Below are 18,500 nucleotides of genomic sequence, written 5' to 3' on the forward strand. Positions count from 1 at the left end.
GGACCCGGAAATTGGCGATGTTGTGGTCTAAAATCTAGTCAACTTGATGTTGTTTGTATCACCCAACGCGTTTGGGCCGCCCATGCAAGGCGGGGGCGTCACCCGAAAGCAATCTTGATCGAGGTTCGGTCCAGCCATTTCACGCGGCTAACCCACCCGAAACTTGGAGGAAAAGCAATGCCAACCGGTGCCATTACTGAATATATGGACGTCGCACAGGTCACCCTGTACGTCTTCTGGCTGTTCTTCGCAGGTCTAGTCTGGTATCTACATCGGGAGAACAAGCGGGAAGGTTATCCGCTGGAGTCCGACCGCTCCCCCCACATTACCGTTCAAGGCTACCCGGCCGCCCCGGGGCCCAAGGAATTCCCCACCATGGACGGCGGTTCCTTCATCGTTGCCAACGGCAATCCGGATACCCGCGAGATCCACGCCAAGCCGGCATATCCCTTCCCCGGTGCGCCGCTGGATCCCACCGGCAACCCCATGATCGACGGCGTCGGTCCCTCCTCCTGGGCCAACCGTGCCGATGAGCCCGACGTGACCATGAATGGCGAGCCCCGCATCGTGCCCATGCGCAGCACCAAGCATGGCTTCGGCATCTCCGAAAAGGATCCCGATCCTCGCGGCATGACCGTGTTCGCCGCCGACGACAAGCCCGCTGGCACCGTTCGCGATGTGTGGGTGGACCGTTCCGAGGCCATGCCCCGTTACCTGGAAGTGGAAGTCAAGGGCAGTGCCCGCCGCATCCTGGTGCCGATGTTCCTGTCCAAGGTGGCCCGCGCCAAGTACGCCGATCCCAAGCTGCCCATGGGTCAGCGCCTGAAGGACGGCCGTCCCTATGAGGTCCGCGTGGTTTCCGTGATGTCCCATCACTTCGCCGATGCACCCTCCACCAAGAGCATGGAATCCGTGACGCGTCTGGAAGAAGACCGCATCATGGCCTACTTCGGTGGCGGTCACTTCTATGCATCCCCGGAGCGTAGGGAAGCCCTGCTGTGAGTCACGACGACCACGCCGTTGAACCGATACGTGGTCTGCCTGAGCTCCCCCCTTCGGGGGAGCGCATTTTGTGGCAAGGTGCTCCTCATTGGAGCACCTTTGCCATTCGGGCATTTCACGTCAGAAAGGTCATTTTCTACCTTGCCATTCTGATTGTGTTACGTGCCGCCTTTAGCTATGGCGAAACGCAATCCCTTGTGGCAGCCCTTGCCTCCACCAGTTTCCTGCTGACCCTGTCAGTGACGGCCGTCGGCTTGCTGATGCTGCTGGCCTGGCTTACGGCGAGAGCCACGGTCTACACCATCACCAATCAGCGCATCGTCATGCGTTTCGGCGTTGCCTTGCAGATGAGTGTCAACCTCCCCTACTCCGTCATCGAATCTGCCTCAGCCAAGCTTTACAAGGACGGCACGGGTGATATCCCGTTGGTGCTCATCCCCCCGGAACGCGTCTCCTATATCATTCTCTGGCCCCACGTCAGACCCTGGCGTTGGATGACGCCGCAGCCCATGCTACGCGGCATACCCAACGCACGGCGTGTGGCCGACATCCTGGCGGAAGCCATGGCCGAAGACCAGAATCGTGCCCGGACCCCGGATGCGACTGACGCAGCCGAATCCGAATCTGCACCGCAGACCCACCGAGAAACTGCCGGTGAAACCGCCTGATGACTGACTCCAACGGTTCTTCCCGTTCCCAGCGCCGATTCCTTTTTCCGGGAATTGGCGTTGTTTTACTGGCCCTCGCCTTCGGCATCTATTACCTGGGCAGCAACGCGGTATCCCCTCCCCCCCCTCGGGCAGAACCCACGGGGTCCGCGGAAGCCGCTGACGACAATCTTGAGGTGATACAGTCCATAGACTTGAAGCCTCAGGAAAAGCCCGGTGGTTACCTGGAAATCCTCAATGCCGAGACGAACCAGGTGCTCAAGCGTGTTGAACCAGGCGCCGATGGCTTCATGCGCACTGTGCTGCGCATCATTGCCCTGGACCGTCGCCAGCTGGAAGACCACGAGGATCCACCCTTCCGTCTGACCCGGTGGTCGGATGGGGGTCTGACCCTGGAAGATCCCGCCACGGGCGTCCGCTACAAGCTCAATGCGTTCGGTTCCTCGAATGCCGCCGCTTTCGCGGAGCTTCTTGATTCGGCGCAAGATTCCTGAATCTTCTCCTCAGCGGGGGCCTACGGGACTCGCCGCCGAGAACCAAAAGACTGTACAGTTTCGTCCATCGACTCAGGCCGCAGTCGAACCGAGTTCCCCGGGGTTCCGTGTGTGCCGGGAAAATGAGGAGAACGCAGCGATGAACGGCACCGTGGCAACTGCTTTGCCCGCCCCCTTTTTCCATCACAGCGCCCGCGAGGGTGTCCATCAGCCGTCCACGGTGAGGGGCCGGTGATTCAATACGGCTTGCCTATACTTTATGTGGTGTTTCTCTGGTGGTTCAGCACCGGAGCCATCATCTATCTGGACGGTCTGCCACGACGGACCTATCGCTGGAGCATGCTGGGGGCCTCGGTACTCGCGGGCATCGCACTCTACACACTCGCCCTGACCGCTCAACAACAAACGCTGTATGGGGCCTACGTGGCCTTCACGGGCGCCATCATTCTCTGGGGCTGGGTGGAGATGAGTTTCCTCATGGGCGTCATCACAGGCTCCCGACGCAGTCGATGTCCTGAGGGGGCTCGTGGCTGGGGACGATTCCTCTACGCGGTTCAGGCAATTCTCTACCATGAATTCGCCCTCATCATTGCCGCCTTGGCCATTGCCCTGGTCACATGGGGCGGCGTCAACAAGGTGGGGCTATACACCTTCCTCATTCTGTGGGTGATGCGTACCAGCACCAAGCTCAATGTGTTCCTGGGCGTTCGCAACCTCAATGAGGAGTGGCTGCCCGAGCACCTGCGTTACCTGGAAAGTTATTTCCGCAAGAAACCCATGAACCTGCTCTTCCCGATCTCCGTCACTGCCTCCACCATCGCGGCAGTCTGGATCGTGCAAATGGCCATGGATCCAATGGCTGCCACGCACCAAGTGGCCGGGGCCACATTCCTGGCGGTACTCATGGTGCTGGCCATTCTGGAGCATTGGTTTCTGGTGCTTCCCCTGCCCTCCCAGGCCCTCTGGAACTGGGCACTGCGCTCACGCCAGCCCGAGGAAGCCCATTTCAGGCCCATCTACCCAACCACCAAGGCGGCGAACGACCCGGACAAGCGTTCTCCCACACCGGGGCTCACTGTCAGTTCCAGCCGCCTCCGTTACTGATTGCACACTGCACACACCATGACTGAACAGAATCAAACCACGGCCCGGATCGGGCCGAACTCCATCACCCGCATGGCCCAGGCTCTGCGTCACCAGCACGACGAGCAGGTCACGGCACGCATCTTTGAAGCCGCCGGCCTCACCGGGCATCTGGCACACCCACCCACCGCCATGGTGGACGAGCGTGACGTGACCGCATTGCACCGCGCCTTGCGAGAAGAACTCACTGCAGAGCAGGCCAGCGCCGTATCACTGGAGGCAGGCCAGCTGACCGGGGACTACCTCCTGGCCAACCGCATTCCCAAGCCAGTGCAGTCCATACTGAAACCCCTTCCAGCCGGGCTCTCAAGCCGCATTCTGCTCAAGGCCATCGAGCGCAATGCCTGGACCTTTGCCGGCAGCGGTCAATTTCAGGTCAATCACCAACCCAGCCTCACACTGACCATCACCAACAGCCCCCTATGTCGAGAGGCACAGTCCGCGCACCCTGTATGCGATTACTATGCAGGCACCTTCCAGCGCCTGTTCCAGGTATTGGTTCACCCCAGAACCCAGGTGACGGAAACCCAGTGCGCCGCCACGGGTGCCACCCACTGCGTGTTCGAGGTCCGTTGGCAATAAATCCCACTCCGGCCTGACAGGAATCGAAACTGATGACTCGCACCCGCCATGCTGTGTTCTTCACCACCCTGGTCATCCTGGCCATCGCCCCCGCCCTCCAGGCCGGGCAGATCACTCAGGTGACCGTCTACCCTGACCGCGCCGGAATCATCATGGAAAAGGAAGTGCGGCTGGAGGCGGGAGAAGGCGTTGTCAGTATTGACGGACTGCCGGTCCGGCTGGACGTGAACACGCTGCGCGTGCGGGCCAATGGGCCGGAGGGCATGCGGCTGGGGGGCGTGGAAACCCGAACGATCCCGGGACGGGATCTGGCCCACCCCCGAGAACAGGCACTGACAGAGAAACTCCAGGCACTGGAAGACGAGGCGCGGACCATCGATGACCGGATTCGCGCTCATCAGGTGCAAATGCGCCTGATTGAGCAACTGGGCACACACCCGGAGGCCCTGCCGGACAGCAGCGAATGGCCGCAGGCCTGGAAGCGAGTGGGTGAAGGGGCCCTTCGGGTGCTTGACGCGATCCATGAACAGGAGCGGGCGCGGCGCATTCTGGAGGCCGATATCGAACGGGTGCGCCGCGAGCTTGGGCAACTGCAAAGTGGCCAGCGCGACAGCCTTCAGGCCCATATTCACTATCACAGCCCCAAGGTGGCCCATGCCACCGTGACCCTGGAATACACCGTACCCGATGCCCGCTGGACCCCGCTTTATGAGGCCCGCCTGGACACCAACACCCGGCAACTGCACTTGATCCAGCGCGCCGAAGTGCGCCAGAACACAGGACAGGACTGGTCGGACATCCCCTTGTACCTATCCACGGCCCAGCCTCGACTCGGGGGGCACCTGCCGGAGCCACCTCCTCGCTACCTGGATGTGCCGCAGCCTGTCCCCACCTCAACTCGGCTCTCCAGGTCCATGCCGGAAGTGGCCCTGGCAGCCGAGCCCGACATGGCGCAAAGCGAAGGTACGGCCTTCACCGTCCGTTATCGGGTACCAGGCCGGGTGAGCATTGCCTCGGATCACCAGGCCCATCGCCACAATCTGGGTGAGGAAGTCATGGAAACTCGGCTTTCGGTACGTGCCGTACCCCGAATGACACCTCGTGCCTATCTGTTCGCCGAAAGCGAATTCACGGGCGATGTGCCGCTCCTGCCGGGGCCACTCACCCTCTTCCAGGACGGCACCCTTGTAGGCCAGCATCAACTCCCGCGCCTGCGTCCGAACAGCGCGCTGGAAATGGCCTTTGGCGTGGACGAACGCGTTGGCATCCAGGTCCAGCTGGAGCGTGACGAACAGGGCCAGGAAGGCCGCCTGAGACGCCACAATACGCTTCAGCGCAGCCATTTGATGACCGTTCACAATAGCCACGACCGCGAGTTGGATGTCACCGTTCTGGACCGGTTACCGGTCTCCCGCGACGAGCGCATCACGGTCACCCTGGCCGATGACGTCAGTGAACCCTCCGAACGGGACATGAATGAAGATCGCGGCCTTCTGGCCTGGCATCGCACCGTTGCAGCAGGCGAAGAGATGACCCTGCGGTTCTCTTACACAGTGACGTGGCCCGAAGACATGGAGACCCCCTGGGGCCTGCGTTGACCGTTAAACCCCTCACGGTATGGGCCTTCTTGACGCACTCCTGCTAGAATCGACACCCGCTGGTCGGGAAGACCCGCACACAACGTCGGGCCCATCGGCCCGTGTCTTTCTGGCCCAGATGCCACGGGTATCCCACAGTGTCCGCATGCGGGGCATTGGCAGTCATTGAATGTCCACCAAGAAACCTCACACCGACCCACAACACCTGCGCGAAAGGGCCCGGCAGATCCTTCGGGATCACAGCTTCGAGCACACCCTGGCCGCGCTGGATGAGGGGGATCTGGATCTGGAATCCCTTCTCGAGCAGCTCCACATCTACCATGCGGAGTTGAAGATCCAGCAGGAGGCACTTCAGGACAGTCAGCAAACCACCGAGGCGACGCTCACCCGTTTTAGCGGCCTGTACCAGGAATTGCCCATCCCTGTTCTGTGCATCGATGAACAAGGGTTCATCCAGGATGGCAACGCCGCCGCCCACCGCCTGCTGGCCCTGAATCACAAGCTATTCTCCCACATGGCCATTCCGGAACACCGCCTGTTCCTGGGCTCCGCGCTGCAGCGGGCTCGCAATGAGGGCATGTCCCAGTGCCACAGCGTCAGGCTGTGCAGCCGTGATGGCTCACCGCTGGTCGCCGACCTGAAGATCATCCACCTAAATCAGCACATCAGCAGGCGAAGCGAATATATCTGCAACGTGGTGGATCAAACCGAACGCATCGAGCAACAGGACAACCTGCTGCAGGCGAACCAGCAACTCCAGAAACTCGCCCTGGTCGTCGAACAGAGCCCCAGCATTGTGGTGATGACCGACCACTCAGGCGTGATCGAATACGTCAATACCCGTTTTTGCACACTCACCGGTTACTCATCCGGCGAGGTACAGGGCCGACCGATTGCCCGGCTCCAGGCCCATGGCCTGGAGCCGGATGAAGACCCTCAGGAAGAGGTCTGGCAGACCCTCAAGCAAGGACGCGCATGGGAGGGTGAACTGTGTGTGCGCAAGAAACACGGCCAGCACTATTGGGAGCAGGCCACCATCACGCCGCTGCGGGATAGCCAGGGCCGGATCACCCATTTCGTGAAGATGGCCGAGGATATCAGCGACAAGAAGGCCCTGTCGGCCCAGCTCACCTTCCTGGCCCACTATGATCCACTGACGGAGTTACCCAACCGCGCCCTGATGCGTGAGCGCGTGGATCAGGCCATGGCATCTGCCCATCGCCACGAACACATGATGGCCCTGTTCGCCATTGACGTGGACGGTCTCAAACTGGTGAATGACTCCCTGGGCCACGCGGCAGGGGATCAACTCCTGTGCGGCGTGGCCCAGCGCCTGCGCGGGCTGCTGCGTGAGGAAGACAGCCTGGCTCGCCTGGGAGGAGATAATTTCGTCATCCTCTGCGGGCAAATCAGCAGTCACCAGGACGCGCTGGCGGTGGCCGAGCGCATCCATGGTGTGCTGGAAGAGCCCTTTAGCATTGACGACCACAATCTGGTGGCGACGGCCAGCACCGGGATCGCCCTCTATCCCGAGGATGCCGACAACACGGACGAACTTCTGCGCCGCGCCGATACGGCCCTGCACCGGGCCAAAGCCGATGGCGAAAAGGGTGGATACCGCTTTTACACCACCTCGCTGAACAAGCAACTGGAAGAACGTTTCCGTCTGGAACAGGATCTACGCCAGGGCCTGGAACGCAACGAACTGGTGGTGTTCTACCAGCCTCGGGTCCACATGGGTTCGGGTCGCATCCTGAGCCTGGAGGCCCTGGTGCGATGGAATCATCCCGAGTTTGGCCTGATCCCGCCGGGCCGATTCATCCCCGTTGCCGAGAGCACGGGCCTGATCCTGGGCATCGGTCCCGTGGTACTGGAGAAGGTCTGCGAGCAGATCCATCAGTGGCAAAGGGCGGGACTCGCCACCGTGCCGGTCGCCATCAACCTTTCTACTCAGGAGTTGTACAAGAAGAACCTGGCACGCAACATCGCCAACATGGTCCGTGCCGCCGACATCCCCCCCGACATGCTGGAATTCGAGATCACGGAAAGCACGGCCATGCGCTCCATGGGCGAGGCCATCACCATCCTCACACAACTGTGGGAAGCGGGTTTCTCGCTCTCCATCGACGATTTCGGCACTGGCTATGCCTCCATGAGCTACCTGAGCAATCTTCCAGTCCAAGGTCTCAAGATCGATCGCTCCTTTGTGGCTCAACTCAACCGGGAGTCCGACTCGCGACGGCCGGGCGCAACCATTGTCAAAGCGATGATAGGCCTGGGTCACAACCTGGACCTGGGTGTGATTGCCGAGGGCGTGGAACACCCAGCCCAACAGACATTCCTTCTGGAAAATGGCTGCCACATGGGCCAGGGATTCCTGTTCAGCCAGCCATTACCTCCCGTGGAAATGGAACCCCTACTCCAGATCGGTGCGATTTGGCCTCAACACCATCCGGCTCCCTCTGTGATTGGGACAGGCTAAGCCTATTCCCGACCGTACAACGCCATCAGGTGACGCAGGTCGGAAGCCAGTTCCCCGGGCACTTCATCCCACTGAAAACGCCATGACCAATTGTTCGAGGTGGTCCCGGGCACATTCATGCGGTGCGTGCCGTCCAGCACCAGGGCATCCTGCATGGGAATCACCGCCAGGCGCGCCACCGAGCCCAGGGCGCTGCGAATCAGCGGCCATGGCATGGGTTCTGACGGGTGTCCCAGATAGTCCAGAACGTGGTGTTGCAAGCTTTCACCGCAGGACTCGAACCATCCCAGGGTCGTGTCATTATCATGCGTGCCGGTATAGACCACCGCATTCGCCACGTGCCGATGCGGCAGGTAGGGATTACTGGCGCCCCCCTCGAAGGCGAACTGCAGGATCTTCATCCCCGGCAGACCATTATCGTCCCGCAGGGCCTCCACCTCATCGGTGATCACTCCCAGGTCCTCGGCCACCAGAGGCAAGGTGCCAAAATGCTCCCGCAGCCGCTGAAACAGGGCCTGACCCGGTGCCAAAGTCCAATGCCCGTTGATGGCCGTGTCGTCCTCCACCGGGATGGACCAGTAGGCCTCGAAGCCCCGGAAGTGATCGATTCGGATCAGGTCCACCATCTCCAGGGCGGCACCGATGCGCTCGATCCACCAGGCAAACCCGCTCTCCTGCATGCGCTCCCAATCGTAATGGGGATTGCCCCAGCGCTGCCCCGTGGTAGAGAAATAATCCGGCGGCACGCCCGCCACATGCATCGGTCGCCCCCGCTCATCCAGATCGAAAAGTTCACGATGCGCCCAGACATCGGCACTATCATGAGCCACAAAAATGGGCATGTCCCCAAACAGCAGAATACCCCGGTGGTTGGCGTGTTGCTTGACCGCCGCCCACTGCAGATAGAACAGGAACTGCTCGAAACGATACTGCGCCAGCGTGTCCGCCAGGCGTTGGCGGGCCGCCTCCATGGCCTCTGAATCCCGGTCCCGCAGCTCTGGATCCCATTCCCACCACGGGGCTCGATCCTGCTCCCGCTTGAGAGCCAGATACAGGACATAATCCTCCAGCCAGAAGGCATGGCGCGCCTTGAAGTCCTCCAGGGCACGCTGATCGTCACGATCTGCCGAGGCCATAAACCCCTCGCGGGCCTGACGCAGGGCTTGAGAGTCAAAGGGGTCCAACATGCCCTGCTCATCCAGCAGAGAGCCATCAGAAAGCCAACCACGCGCCTGCAAATCATTCAGGCAAATCAACTGAGTGCTGCCGGCATGCACCGACATGCATTGGTAGGGTGAACCGCCCCCATGGGGCTGGTTCAAGGGCAATACCTGCCAGACGCTGATCCCGGCAGAAACCAGGAAATCCACGAAACGGTGGGCTTGTGCCCCCAACGCACCCTGCTGACCGGGTCCGGGCAGGGAGGTGGGATGGAGCAGGATACCGGCGCGGCGCCGGTCCAGGGTGGATCGTACTTGGGCGCTGTGTTGGGACACAGTTCCTCCGTCCTATGCATGGAATTCCGGGCTCTTTGGCGAGCTTACCCGTCCGATTTTTGTCCCTGCCGCATGACTCCCCCGGCAGCGGGCTCCCCGCTCCCCCGACTGAGTACATGCGACAGTTCCTCTGGCGGGGTCTTTCCCAGCAAACGGTAGAGGTGGACCAGGTGTTGGCGGTACAAGCGCTCAAACAGGCTCACGGTCCCTGACGGGTTGTAGTCACCAAACCACCAGCACCAGTCCGAGCCTTCGCACACAGCCAGTTGCAACGTGGCCGCTTCTGCCTGCGCCGCCGTCAGCTGCCCTTGGGACATCACCTCATCAAAAACCTGCTTGGCCTGGATGAGCATCTCCCAGCCCCGATTCTTGTCCCGGGAGCCCACCCAGGTATCAAAGTTGCCGTACACCCAGCTTCCCGCCACCACGTGTTCCAGCGCCCGCTGTGGTCTGGCATTAAGACAATCACTGAATGTGGCAAGTTCGATGTCTGTGTGAGCTGCCAGGCGGCGGTAAAGAGCCGAGAGGAAATAATAACCATTGGCAGGATAATATTCCCAGGCATTCTCACCATCCAGGATCACAGTGACCAGGGCGCCGCGTCCCTGGTTGCTGGAATCGCGATTCCAGCGCTGACCGATCTCTTCCAGATGGTGGACAAAATCCCCCACCGCATCGTCGCCATGCCAGTCGGTATAGCGAAAGCCAATGGAATCGGACAACCCATCGTCACGGAAGAATAAGGACAGTTCGCGATCCTGAAAACGATACGGCTGGTATAGCCAGTGGCGATCGTCAGGCAGGTCCTCTTCCCAGGCCTGCTTGAGGGAATGGGTGAGTACACCCTCTCCGGAAGCGGACCAGCGGATACCCGCCTCGTCCAGCAGGGTCAAAGTGGCATCGCTGACACTGCCTTCCGACGGCCAGCAGCCAGCTGGCCGTCGGCCAAAGTGTCTTTCGAAGCTATCCAGTCCCCGTTGCAGATGCCACTGCACCCGGGCTCGACCGTCCGGATACTGGCCACTTTGCGGCAATTCTGCCTGTGGCGCCGCCTCGTGGGCCGATTCCATATCCAGCATCAGCGGCATGATGGGGTGGGCATAAGGGGTAAAGGAGAGCTCCACCCGCCCGGACTCCGCCAGGCGCCGGTAACGCCCCAGCAGGCCACCAAGCAATTCCTCGATCACCTCCAGGAGTTGCCGGCGTTGCGCCAGGGTGAAATCCCGGCCCTGCTTCATCAGTGGCTGGATGCGAGGATCGGTACGGCGCACTGTCTCACCCAGCCAGACCAGGTGATACCAGGTCACGAGATCGAAAAAGAAGTGATCCCCCTGATAGGACACATAATCGGGATGCTGCTTGAGCCAGGTGACCATGTCTGCCAGCAGCCGGTAGGGGCCAAAGGGTTCAATCAGACGCTGACGATTGGCGCGGGTACAGGCCTCTGCCAGGTTCAGTCGTTGGGAGGCGTCACCGGGTGGCCGTTCGGCCACCAGCAGTGCCAGGACCGGGTCATGGATCTGGCCCTCTCCCTTGAGGAAGGCACTCACCTGGCGGGCATAGTCCTCGATCTGATCCAGCAGGACAGGAGCAAAGTTCACCACCGCCCGGGCACCCGGTTCTGCTTCCAGGTGCGCCGCCATATCCACGTAGTCCTTAATGGCGTGCAGATACGTCCAGGGCAGTGCATATTCGCCGGAATGGGCATCCAGGTACTGAGGCTGGTGCATGTGCCAGCACAGCACCACCTTCAATGGCGGGTGCACCGCGTTCGTAGGATCAAACGCCATGATGAGGCATGTTGCCGAGCATGTCGGGCGTAACCACCGTCACTCCTCCATCGGAGACATAAAACCGTTTGGCATCCTGCTCTCGATCCCTGCCGATCACCATTCCTTCCGGAATCCGGCAACCCTTGTCGATGACCGCCTTGTGAACCACGCAATTACGACCGACATCCACATCCGGAAGGATGACCGAATCGGTCACCTGAGCATAGGAGTTCACCGTCACGTTGGAGAATAGCAGTGAATGGCGTACCAGCGATCCAGAGATGATGCAACCACCGGACACCATGGAATCCACAGCCATGCCGCGTCGATCGTCATCGTCAAACACGAACTTGGCTGGCGGAAGTTGTTCCTGATAGGTCCAGATGGGCCAGTCCATATCGTAGAGATTCAGTTCCGGTGTCACCCCGATCAGTTCCAGATTGGACTTCCAATAGGAGTCGATGGTCCCCACGTCACGCCAGTAAGCCTGGGTGCCGGTCTGTACATCACGGAAGGGATAGGCCATTACCCGGCAGGACTGGAGCACCTTGGGGATGATGTCCTTGCCAAAATCATGGCTCGAACCGGGGGTGTCGGCATCCGCCACCAGTTGCTGGAAGAGAAAGTCCTTGTTGAACACGTAGATGCCCATGGAGGCCAGGGCCTTGTCCGTCTTGCCTGGTAACGGCTGAGGATGCTCGGGCTTCTCGTCGAAACGTTCCACCCGGCCATCCGCATCCACCCCCATCACGCCAAACCCGCGCGCCATGTCCAGGTCCACCTCCAGGCAACCCACGGTCATATCGGCGCCAGACTCCACGTGGTAGGCGATCATGTCACCATAGTCCATCTTGTAGATATGATCCCCTGCCAGGATGAGTACATAGCTGGGGTCGTGGTCACGGATGATGTCCAGATTCTGAAACACCGCATCGGCCGTACCCTTGTACCAGGAAGTCTCGATGCGCTGTTGCGCCGGCCACAGCTCAATGAACTCACCAAATTCACCGCGCAGGAAGCTCCAGCCCCGCTGCACATGCTGAATCAAGGAATGCGCCTTGTACTGGGTGATCACACCCACCTGGCGAATACCCGAATTGATGCAGTTGGAGAGCGGAAAATCGATGATCCGGAACTTGCCCCCAAAGGGCACCGCGGGCTTAGCCCGCCATTGAGTCAACTGCTTGAGGCGGGAGCCACGCCCGCCAGCCAGTATGAGTGCCAGGGTATCTCGGGTGATGCGGCTGACGAAGCGTTGGGATTGTGGTTTCATACCTGCCTTCTCTGACCCGGGTGTGTGGAGGACTTGGCCCCTGGAGCATGTTAAGGTTTTTTTCGCAGGGTCGCATCCGACCGGCACATCGCGTTCCCTGCCATCATGGTACGCGATCATTTCGATTCTATTACACTTTCCGGCCGCCACATCAAGGCAGGCCCAACCGCCGAACCAGGACGGGAACCCACATGCGTGAAACCAACCGTGAAGACCTTCAACGCATCCTGGACGCCAGACATCATGACCCGTTCAGTCTGCTGGGCAGCCATGTGGAACAGGAACAACGGGTGGTTCGTGCCTACCTGCCCTACGCTGCCCAGGCCTGGCTCGACGACCTGGACGAGCCCATGGAAAAGGTCCATGACCGAGGCATCTTCGAATGGCGCGGTCCCCTGGACGCCCTGCCTGAGCATTATCGCCTCCGCTGGGACGACGGCCACGGCCGGGAACACATCGACCACGATCCCTACAGCTTTGGCCCCGTAGTATCGGATTTTGACATCCATCTGTTCAACGAAGGCCGGCACTGGCATGCCTATCGCTTCCTGGGCGCCCATGCCCATGAGGTGGATGGCATCCAGGGGGTACGCTTTGCCGTATGGGCCCCTTCTGCCGAACGGGTTTCCGTGGTGGGCGACTTCAATCGCTGGGATGGCCGTTGCCACGCCATGCGAGTGCGCGGCGGCAGCGGAGTGTGGGAGTTCTTCCTGCCTGGTCTGGAGCCCGGGGCACTGTACAAGTACGAAATCCGCAACCGGGACACCGGGGCCACCCTGGTCAAGACCGACCCCTATGGCCAGCGTTTCGAGTTGCGACCGCAAACCGCCGCCTTGGTCCACGATCCAGAGCCCTTCCCCTGGTCCGACGAGGCCTGGCTGCAACAGCGTGCCGGTGATGCCTGGCTGCACCGCCCCATGTCCATCTACGAGGTGCACCTGGGCTCCTGGCGTCTTGGCAGCGATGGAGAGTTCCTCAACTACCGAGAGCTGGCCCGCTCGCTGGTCCCCTATGTGAAGGAGATGGGCTTCACCCACATCGAATTGCTGCCAATCACCGAACACCCCTTCGACGGCTCCTGGGGCTATCAGACCACTGGCTATTATGCCCCCACCAGCCGTTTTGGGAGCCCCGACGACTTCCGGGATTTCGTCAACCACTGTCACGAAAATGGCGTTGGGGTACTACTGGACTGGGCACCGGGACATTTCCCCAAGGACGCGCACGCCCTGGCCCGGTTCGATGGCAGCGCCCTGTACGAGCATGAAGACCCCCGCATGGGCGAACACCGTGACTGGGGCACGCTGATCTTCAACTATGGGCGCAACGAGGTGCGTAACTTCCTCGTCTCCAGCGCCATGTACTGGGTGGAGGAATTCCACATCGATGGCCTGCGGGTGGATGCCGTGGCCTCCATGCTCTACCTGAACTATTCCCGTGAAGAGGGCGAATGGGTTCCCAACAAGTTCGGGGGCCAGGAGAACCTGGACGCCATCGAATTCCTGCGGGATCTCAACAGTAGCGTGCAGGGTAATCACCCCGGCGCCCTGATCATGGCCGAGGAATCCACCTCCTGGCCCCAGGTCACGCGTCCCACCTGGCTCGGGGGGCTGGGTTTCTCACTCAAGTGGAACATGGGGTGGATGAACGACACCCTGGAGTACTTCAAGAAGGACCCCATTCACCGCCATTACCACCACGACCAACTCACCTTTGGCCTGCTCTACGCCTTTACCGAAAATTTCGTACTGCCCTTCTCCCACGACGAAGTCGTGCACGGCAAGCGCTCGCTGCTCTACCGCATGCCGGGAGATGAATGGCAACGCTTTGCCAACCTGCGCCTGTTATACACCCTGATGTGGTCCTACCCAGGGAAGAAATTGCTGTTCATGGGCTGCGAATACGGTCAGGGCAATGAGTGGGACGACGCCCGGGAACTGGAGTGGTATCTGCTGCAATTCCCCTTCCACAGTGGCGTGAAGCAACTGGTGGCCGATCTCAATGCCCTCTACGCCCGGGAGGGGGCGCTGCATCACTTCGATTTCGAATGGCAGGGCTTTGAATGGATCGACTGCCACGATGCCGCCCAGTCGGTACTCAGCTTCATCCGCAAGAGGAAAGAGAAGGACGATTTCATCCTCACGGCCCTGAACTTCACCCCTGCGCCCCGGGAGGGTTACCGCATTGGCGTGCCAGCCCCAGGCCGTTACCGGGAAATCTTCAACTCTGATTCCCACTTTTACGGCGGCAGCAATCTAGGCAACCTGGAAGTAGAGGCCGAAGACCTGCCCTGGATGGGCCGCCCCTACTCCGTGGTGCTCACCCTGCCGCCGCTGGCAGGCATCCTGCTCAAACCCATTTCCACCTGAGCACCGCCCCCCTGGCAAACAAGGCCTGCGCTGACTTATACTCAGCGCACATGGGGCGGTAGCTCAGTTGGGAGAGCGCAGCAATCGCACTGCTGAGGTCGTGGGTTCGACTCCCATCCGCTCCACCAGCACACTTCCAGACGGGACTTTATCTGGAAATCTCCCCGTCCGGGGGCAAGTGGTGGCGGTTCAAGTATCGTTATGGGGGCAAAGAGAAGCGGCTTTCCCTCGGCGTCTACCCCGATATTTCCTTGAAAGTCGCTCGTGAGCGTCGCGACGAGGCCCGCAAGCAACTGGCTAACGGTGTCGACCCCAGCGAACACCGGCGGGCACAGAAGAGCCCCAAACAGGGCAAGGTCGCTAACAGCCTTGAGGTGATAGCCCGGGAATGGCATGCCAAGTACAAGCCATCATGGACGGAAAAGCACGCCGACACGGTCATCCGCAGACTGGAATTCAACGTATTTCCCTGGCTCGGTGGCAAATCCAATCGCCGACCTCGCCGCTCCACAGATTCTTCAGGTGATCCAGCGCATAGAGCAAAGGGGTGCACTGGAAACAGCGCATAGAGTCCTGGGGTGCTGTAGTCAAGTGTTTCGCTATGCCGTTGCTACCAGGCGTGCAGATCGAGATCCCTGTGGTGATCTGCGTGGTGCTTTGCCACCTGTCAGAAGTCGGCACTTCGCAGCTGTCACCGAGCCAGAGCAATGCGCCGCCGTGCTTCGGGCTATTGAAGGATATCAAGGTAGCCTCATTGTTCGCAGTGCCCTGCATCTCGCCCCTCTGGTATTCGTGCGTCCAGGGGAACTTCGCAAAGCGGAGTGGATGGACTTTGATCTTGAAACTGCGGAGTGGCGCTACACTGTCACCAAGACCCCCGGTATCGTGATCCACCCCGCCCCATACGCTTCACAATCGCCTGCCGCCGGATCCCCCCATCGGGATGGGCCAGTTTCCAGGCGGTGCTGTAGGTCACATAGTTGCGCAGCACATCCAGGATGAACCCCTCCTCGATGGCCTGGCGCATGGAGTACAGGTGAAAGGGCTCGGGCAGGTTGTCCGTCCCCGGGGGGCTATCCGGGTCCGGCGGGCGGCCGAACAGCTCCAGGGTCCTGGCCTTGGGGGTGGCGGTGAAGGCGTAATAGCTGATGCGCTCACTGGGCCGACGCGCCGCCACGGCGGCATCCAGCATGGCCTCCGCGCTGATCTCGCCTTCATCGTCATCCACCGCTTCTCCCGCCGCCGCCAACAGGGCTTTGAGCTTGCTGGCGGAACTGCCGGTCTGGTGGGAGGAATGGGCCTCGTCGGCGATCACTGCATAATGGCCCTGGGCCAGCTTGGGGCGCTTGTCCAGGGCATCGAACAGGGCGGGAAAGGTCTGCAGGGTGACGATGATGATGCGGGTGTGGTTGGCCAGGGCCTCGGCCAGCTGCTCCGACTTGCTCTGGCTGCCGATGTCGCGGGTGATGGGGCAGACCACGCCGTGGGCATGCTCGAACTGGTAGATGGTCTCCTGTAGCTGACTGTCGAGCACCGTGCGGTCGGTGACCACGATCACCGAGTTGAACAGCTTGCGGACTCCATCCGTGGAATCCGCCCTTCGGGCCAGCCTGCGGCTGTCCAAGTCCGTTCCCGACGGATTTGTGCTGCCATCCTCCGCATAGAGATTGGCCAGCTGGTGGGCGGTCCAGGCGATGGAGTTGGACTTGCCCGACCCGGCACTGTGCTGCACCAGGTAGCGCCGCCCCGGCCCCTCGGTCCGGGTGGCCTGGATCAGTCGGTTGACCACCTCCCACTGATGGTAGCGGGGGAAGATCAGCGTCTCCTTGGTCTGGCGGCGGCCGTGGAAGTCCTCCTCGGTCTTCTGCTCCAGATGCAAGAAGCAGCCGATGATCTTCAGCCAGGCCTCCGGGGCGAAGACATCTTCCCACAGGTAGGCGGTGGCATAGCTTTGCGCATCGGCGGGTGGCGGATTGCCTGCCCCGCCCTCCTCCGTGCCCCGGTTGAAGGGCAGGAAGAAGGTCTCCTTCCCGGCCAGCCGGGTGGTCATGGCCACCTCGGCCTGGCTCACAGCAAAATGGACCAGGGCGCCGCGCTTGAAGGTGAGCAAGGGTTCCGGCTTGCGGGTGATCGGGTCTTTGACTGGCCGGTCATGGCGATACTGGCGCTTGGCGTTCTCCACCGTCTGCTTGAACTGGCTCTTGAGTTCCAGCGTGGCCGTGGGGATGCCGTTGACGAACAGCACCAGGTCCAGACGCGGGTTGTAGCCCTCACTCCCCTGCCCCTTCTCGCGGGCATGGGGCGAATAGGACACCTCCGGCACCACCCGCAGGCGGTTGGCCCGATAGCGGGCCAGGGAATCCGGGTTCATGCCGTGATCGGGCTGAAAGCTGCACAGGTCGAACTTGACCCCCGGCACCTTGAAGCCATGGCGCAGCACCTCCAGGGTGCCGGCCCGCTCCAGTTCACGGACCACCTTCTGCACCAACACCTTCTCCGGCGCCTGGGGGTTGGCCTTGCAGAACTTCTCCCAGCGTTCAGGCCAGGCGTCCTGCACATACCCCAGCAGATCCTCGGTGTAGAGGGCCGAGCTCCGGTCATAGCCGCTGGCGGTGCCGACTTTCCAGCCGCCCGACTCCATGGCGTTGATGATGTCCTGCTGGAACTGGGTTTCCCGGCTGTCGGCCATGTCATCCTCGGTCATCGGGTTCAGGATACGGCGGAGCATCCTCGCCGACCAGAACAGGCTTTCCGTCTTCCCAGAACACGGCATACTGTCCAAGCCGTCGCTTGCGTTCCAGCGCCTCCGCGACCGCCGACCGAAGGCTGTCGAGCATTTCCTGAGTATCGGGTGGGAGTTGGGTCACGCCTGCGCCTCCTGGGCAAGTAACGTCTTGGAAGGTGCGGTGGCTGCACCCTCGTGTGGCCGCCAGCCACGCACGTCGATCTTGCCGGTGACGGCGGCGGAAATGAGGGCGGAGCGGCGTTCTTGTAGGAGATTGATGACGGATTCAGCCTCCTTTACCAAGGCGTCGATGCGGGCGGTTTCGTGGTCGAGGAAGCTCAATACTTGAAGTTGTTCTTCTGTCGGAGGAAGGGGCAACGGACAAGACATCACGTTGCTGGAGGAAATTGAGGCCAGGTTAGTGCTCTGCTTGGAGTACAGATAGAAGTAGGATCGGGCTGCACCGGAGCGAGTGGACATGGACAGCCAGTAGGGCAGCAAGTACTGGTTTGGCCGAATGGCAAAACATGGTTCTGGTGAAGACAGTCAGCAATCTCCCCCTGCCAGACAGTCCCACGACCAAGCTTGTCGTTATCGCCGCCTTCGTTCATCAATACATCGCCGGGCTGAAGGCGATAGCGGTCAACCTCGGACAACGCAACGGTCACAGTATTGACCGACGAAAGATCAACATGCCCGTCCTGAACATTGGCAACTCGCAGATATGGCAGGTCAATAGTGGGTGTATCGTCGGAGAAGGTTTTCCCCTTGGCCACCCCGCCCTGGGTGGTCGCATACCACCGTAAGGGCCCGACAAGGGCCCGACCACCCAATGCTCCGGCACCTCCCCCAGCCATTCCACACCAGAATCCTTGTACTCAGGATATTTCGGAAAG

At 61.0% G+C, this 18,500-nt stretch carries 14 protein-coding genes, 1 tRNA gene and 2 pseudogenes; 12 read left to right on the forward strand and 5 right to left on the reverse strand.

Annotation, left to right across the window (positions count from 1 at the left end; all coding sequences use genetic code 11):
- The first annotated feature begins 177 nt into the window (after nt 1-177).
- From puhA to LPW29_RS07695, 7 genes are all read left to right on the forward strand, one after another.
- Nucleotides 178-1,002 carry a photosynthetic reaction center subunit H gene (puhA, locus tag LPW29_RS07665; RefSeq protein ID WP_090250349.1) on the forward strand — a complete coding sequence of 275 codons (825 nt, stop codon included), beginning with the start codon at nt 178-180 and terminating at the stop codon, nt 1,000-1,002.
- Nucleotides 999-1,670, forward strand: coding sequence for a photosynthetic complex putative assembly protein PuhB (gene puhB / locus LPW29_RS07670; protein WP_090250347.1), 672 nt, complete (start codon nt 999-1,001; stop codon nt 1,668-1,670). The genes puhA and puhB overlap by 4 nt, the downstream gene beginning before the upstream one ends.
- Nucleotides 1,670-2,164 (forward strand): photosynthetic complex assembly protein PuhC, encoded by a 495-nt coding sequence (puhC, locus tag LPW29_RS07675; protein WP_238627525.1) that lies wholly within the window; start codon nt 1,670-1,672, stop codon nt 2,162-2,164. Before puhB ends, puhC begins: the two co-directional genes overlap by 1 nt.
- 246 nt (nt 2,165-2,410) lie before the next feature.
- Complete coding sequence (gene puhE, locus LPW29_RS07680; RefSeq protein WP_238627526.1) at nt 2,411-3,268, forward strand: putative photosynthetic complex assembly protein PuhE; 858 nt, start codon at nt 2,411-2,413, stop codon at nt 3,266-3,268.
- A gap of 18 nt (nt 3,269-3,286) precedes the next feature.
- Entirely contained in the window at nt 3,287-3,889 is a 603-nt protein-coding gene (gene bchJ / locus LPW29_RS07685; protein ID WP_090250340.1) for a bacteriochlorophyll 4-vinyl reductase, read from the forward strand.
- 32 nt (nt 3,890-3,921) lie between these two features.
- On the forward strand, nt 3,922-5,487 hold the full coding sequence (locus LPW29_RS07690) for a mucoidy inhibitor MuiA family protein (protein ID WP_238627527.1): 1,566 nt from the start codon (nt 3,922-3,924) through the stop codon (nt 5,485-5,487).
- A gap of 169 nt (nt 5,488-5,656) precedes the next feature.
- Complete coding sequence (locus LPW29_RS07695; protein WP_238627528.1) at nt 5,657-7,969, forward strand: putative bifunctional diguanylate cyclase/phosphodiesterase; 2,313 nt, start codon at nt 5,657-5,659, stop codon at nt 7,967-7,969.
- Between the two features lie 2 nt (nt 7,970-7,971).
- Here the strand turns inward: LPW29_RS07695 and malQ are convergent, their stop codons facing one another.
- From malQ to glgC, 3 genes are read right to left on the reverse strand one after another with little or no spacing between them, the layout of a single operon-like run.
- Nucleotides 7,972-9,465 carry a 4-alpha-glucanotransferase gene (gene malQ / locus LPW29_RS07700; protein WP_238627529.1) on the reverse strand — a complete coding sequence of 498 codons (1,494 nt, stop codon included), beginning with the start codon at nt 9,463-9,465 and terminating at the stop codon, nt 7,972-7,974.
- A 44-nt stretch (nt 9,466-9,509) separates the two neighbouring features.
- On the reverse strand, nt 9,510-11,255 hold the full coding sequence (locus tag LPW29_RS07705; protein ID WP_238627530.1) for a glycoside hydrolase family 57 protein: 1,746 nt from the start codon (nt 11,253-11,255) through the stop codon (nt 9,510-9,512).
- Nucleotides 11,245-12,510, reverse strand: coding sequence for a glucose-1-phosphate adenylyltransferase (gene glgC, locus LPW29_RS07710; protein WP_238627531.1), 1,266 nt, complete (start codon nt 12,508-12,510; stop codon nt 11,245-11,247). The genes LPW29_RS07705 and glgC overlap by 11 nt, the downstream gene beginning before the upstream one ends.
- A 191-nt stretch (nt 12,511-12,701) precedes the next feature.
- Here glgC and glgB point away from each other — a divergent pair, with 191 nt between their 5' ends.
- The 4 genes from glgB (at nt 12,702) to LPW29_RS15750 (ending at nt 15,881) form a co-directional block, all read left to right on the forward strand.
- Nucleotides 12,702-14,879, forward strand: a complete 2,178-nt coding sequence (gene glgB / locus LPW29_RS07715; RefSeq protein WP_238627532.1) for a 1,4-alpha-glucan branching protein GlgB — start codon at nt 12,702-12,704, stop codon at nt 14,877-14,879.
- A gap of 52 nt (nt 14,880-14,931) precedes the next feature.
- Nucleotides 14,932-15,007: transfer RNA gene (locus LPW29_RS07720), tRNA-Ala, on the forward strand.
- Between the two features lie 30 nt (nt 15,008-15,037).
- Nucleotides 15,038-15,448, forward strand: a complete 411-nt coding sequence (locus tag LPW29_RS15745) for a tyrosine-type recombinase/integrase (protein WP_238627534.1) — start codon at nt 15,038-15,040, stop codon at nt 15,446-15,448.
- Nucleotides 15,357-15,881, forward strand: coding sequence for a tyrosine-type recombinase/integrase (locus LPW29_RS15750; RefSeq protein ID WP_443112351.1), 525 nt, complete (start codon nt 15,357-15,359; stop codon nt 15,879-15,881). Before LPW29_RS15745 ends, LPW29_RS15750 begins: the two co-directional genes overlap by 92 nt.
- Here LPW29_RS15750 and LPW29_RS07730 read toward each other — a convergent pair.
- Both LPW29_RS07730 and LPW29_RS07735 read right to left on the reverse strand, forming a co-directional pair.
- Nucleotides 15,814-17,568 (reverse strand): annotated as a pseudogene (locus LPW29_RS07730) (type I restriction endonuclease); the annotation flags it as partial. The gene LPW29_RS15750 and the pseudogene LPW29_RS07730 sit on opposite strands and share 68 nt — an antisense overlap.
- Nucleotides 17,569-17,742: 174 nt before the next feature.
- A pseudogene (locus LPW29_RS07735) lies at nt 17,743-17,922 on the reverse strand (restriction endonuclease subunit S); the annotation flags it as partial.
- A 191-nt stretch (nt 17,923-18,113) separates the two neighbouring features.
- On the opposite strand from LPW29_RS07735, the gene LPW29_RS07740 reads away from it, so the two are divergent.
- Nucleotides 18,114-18,410, forward strand: coding sequence for a hypothetical protein (locus LPW29_RS07740; RefSeq protein WP_238627533.1), 297 nt, complete (start codon nt 18,114-18,116; stop codon nt 18,408-18,410).
- The last annotated feature ends 90 nt before the right edge of the window (nt 18,411-18,500 follow it).

The sequence above is a fragment of the Ectothiorhodospira sp. 9100 genome (genome assembly GCF_022227565.1).
GTDB classification, from domain to species: domain Bacteria; phylum Pseudomonadota; class Gammaproteobacteria; order Ectothiorhodospirales; family Ectothiorhodospiraceae; genus Ectothiorhodospira; species Ectothiorhodospira marina.

Bases quoted from the DNA above. Each gene is read 5' to 3' on its own strand.
- puhA (WP_090250349.1), top strand. From the start codon at position 178: ATGCCAACCGGTGCCATTACTGAATATATGGACGTCGCACAGGTCACC.
- puhC (WP_238627525.1), top strand. From the start codon at position 1,670: ATGACTGACTCCAACGGTTCTTCCCGTTCCCAGCGCCGATTCCTTTTT.
- bchJ (WP_090250340.1), top strand. From the start codon at position 3,287: ATGACTGAACAGAATCAAACCACGGCCCGGATCGGGCCGAACTCCATC.
- LPW29_RS07690 (WP_238627527.1), top strand. From the start codon at position 3,922: ATGACTCGCACCCGCCATGCTGTGTTCTTCACCACCCTGGTCATCCTG.
- LPW29_RS07695 (WP_238627528.1), top strand. From the start codon at position 5,657: ATGTCCACCAAGAAACCTCACACCGACCCACAACACCTGCGCGAAAGG.
- LPW29_RS07705 (WP_238627530.1), bottom strand. From the start codon at position 11,255: ATGGCGTTTGATCCTACGAACGCGGTGCACCCGCCATTGAAGGTGGTG.
- glgC (WP_238627531.1), bottom strand. From the start codon at position 12,510: ATGAAACCACAATCCCAACGCTTCGTCAGCCGCATCACCCGAGATACC.
- glgB (WP_238627532.1), top strand. From the start codon at position 12,702: ATGCGTGAAACCAACCGTGAAGACCTTCAACGCATCCTGGACGCCAGA.